The 2,353-nt window shown below is 51.7% G+C and carries 1 protein-coding gene and 1 pseudogene; both read right to left on the bottom strand.

Annotated features, from left to right (window positions below):
• The coding region (locus Q4526_RS02755) for a diguanylate cyclase (protein ID WP_215975264.1) at positions 1–1,661 on the bottom strand (1,661 nt) is incomplete at its 3' end.
• A gap of 289 nt (positions 1,662–1,950) precedes the next feature.
• Positions 1,951–2,353 (bottom strand): annotated as a pseudogene (locus Q4526_RS02750) (hypothetical protein); the annotation flags it as partial.

Here is a 2,353-nt window from a genome sequence, read left to right as displayed (position 1 = left end):
AAGGCGACGCCTAACCAAGGCACCAGGGACTCGTCACAAACCGAGACACGGTTGAGGTTGACGATTAACTTGGTGTGATTGCCTTGGGCGCGGTGCTCGGACAACATTTTAATCGACTCTAAGATAATCCAGCGATCCATCTTGCCGCCAATACCGGCATCAATGGCGGCGTCGATAAATTGCTCCGGTGGCAGTTGTTCACCACTGCCGCTTTTTAGACGGACCAAGACTTCGTAATGCTCCTCGTCGGAGCCGCGCAAGCTAATAATAGGCTGGAACATTAAATGGAACATGTCGTTATCCAGCGCATGACGCACATCGGCGATCATGTTCTTCTCTTGCCGCTCTTCATCACTCATGGGCGGCTCGTATAGCATGGCGGTGCACTCGTCACTGGCGCGCGCCTTTTCCATCGCATCGAGCGCTTGCTCAATGGCAGTTTCTGCTTTGCTGCTGTTTTCATTAATTACCGATACACCAATACTGGCGGTGACCTGCAAGGTTACATTTTTGATGTCGATAATATGTTCGGCAATAGCGGCGTTAATCTTTGTTGCGCGTTTTACTGCCTCCGATGTCGTGGTTGTGCCCGTCAGTAAGGTGAAGCTGTTATCGCCAAAACGCGCCAGCAATTCGCCTTTTTTGGTGACCTTGTTGATAAGCTGGGCGAGGTCGGCAATGGCCGCATCGGCGCCGCTGACGCCAAACTTGCCTTGTACGCTCTCGGTGTAATCGTCAATGTCAATATAGAGTAGGGCGCGGTTTTGATCGTCGCTGATGTTGTCGATGATTTTATCTGTCGCGCTCATCATGTAGCTACGATTGTATAAGCCGGTGACCACATCGAGTGATTTAGCCGCTTCGATTTCTTCGCTTGAGACCGCGTCGAGCTTGGTGGCTTTGGCTAAAAATTGCAGGCAGGGCTCATCATCGTAAGTGGCGTGGCTAACCTCTAGGGCAATAGGGGTAATACTGCCATCTTGCTTAATGCCCTGAAATTTCAATTGCGAAGATTCAGCCCCAGCGCCTTTGAGGGTGAACTGTTTGATGAAGTCTTTCAGGTTTTTTTGATCCCGCTCAGCCACCATGTCCATGATGGGCATGCAGTCGATATCGTCTTTGTCTTCGTAGGCGAATAGTTCGGCAAAAGACTCGTTGGCGTATAAGTAGAGACCGTCTTGCACGTAGGCGATTGCGTCGCGCGAGCTGTCGAGTAAGGATTGGGCGCGCCGTTCGGATTCGCGGAATTGGCGGTCGGCAATGCGTTTTTCCTGGCGCTGTTTGCGATTGAGCATTTCGCGATTGATGACCAGTAGTAAGTGCTGGTCTTCATCCAAGCGAATCACGTCGGCAGCGCCCAGTTTTAGGCCTTCCACCACCACTTGACTGCCTTCCTCGTCACTGAGCAGAAGGACGGGAACATCTTTGTTTAGGCGACGGATTTGCTGAACGGCGTCACTAGGTGCCAAATTTTGAGTTTTTTCATGGGCAATGAGTAAATCCCAAGCTTGCTCTTCCAGCAGCTTGGCTAACGAGTCGGCATTAGTAACATGTTGCGCTCGATTTGGTTTGCCAGCATTTTGCAGCATACTGATCAGGCGCTCAGCCTCTTGTTGTGAGTCGTTGAGGATGAGCAGGCGGATCGTATCGTTGGGATTCATAGAGTGTTATTGCGCTCTTTCTTTGTGGTGGTATGGTTGACGCCGTTATTGCTCGATGCTCTCACAAGTTAAACAGTCACTGCCATAGTAAGTTGTGAACTTGTTCGATCGCCGCTGCGGCATTGCATAAGGCCGCTGGTCGCCATTTCCTTGCTTTTTTTGTCGTACCAATACTGTATCGACCCTATATTACCCGAAACCGAGCCGACCACAACAGTCATTCGCTACTTGTTGAGTCGAGAATTGCCCTTGTGTGGATATATGCGACACAGTACGCCTTTCCAAAGCGTTAACTGCGCCACACGGAGTCAAAGTCTTCTGTATTTTGCTTCTGGGTATTTGCTTCCGCCGGGCTTTCGGCCGTTGCCAAGGTTTTGTAGGCAAATTGACTGATGGAGCCGGTAGTAAATAGGCGCCTGGTCAGCTGTAAAGTGGTCACGCGGCCGCCTTGGTACAGTTTGACCTTTTGTTGCTCATGAAAGCTGACCGAGTTGGTAAGCAAGCTGGCTGGCCGGTTTGCCAATCGCTGGGCCGGCAGAGCCAAGACCCGGTGGTACTCGGCTGAATCACCGGTTTTTTGAATAGGAGCCGCCGCCGCAGGGTGGGCTTGGGGGGCGAGTAATTGAACACCGAGTTGGCTGGAACTGCGCGATTGTTGCACCCAGCGCACCGCCGCAATGGCCCACTTATGG

The organism is Gilvimarinus sp. 2_MG-2023 (assembly GCF_030547685.1).
In the GTDB taxonomy this organism is placed as follows: Bacteria; Pseudomonadota; Gammaproteobacteria; order Pseudomonadales; family Cellvibrionaceae; genus Gilvimarinus.
This window is presented reverse-complemented; position numbering and strand designations above follow the sequence as displayed.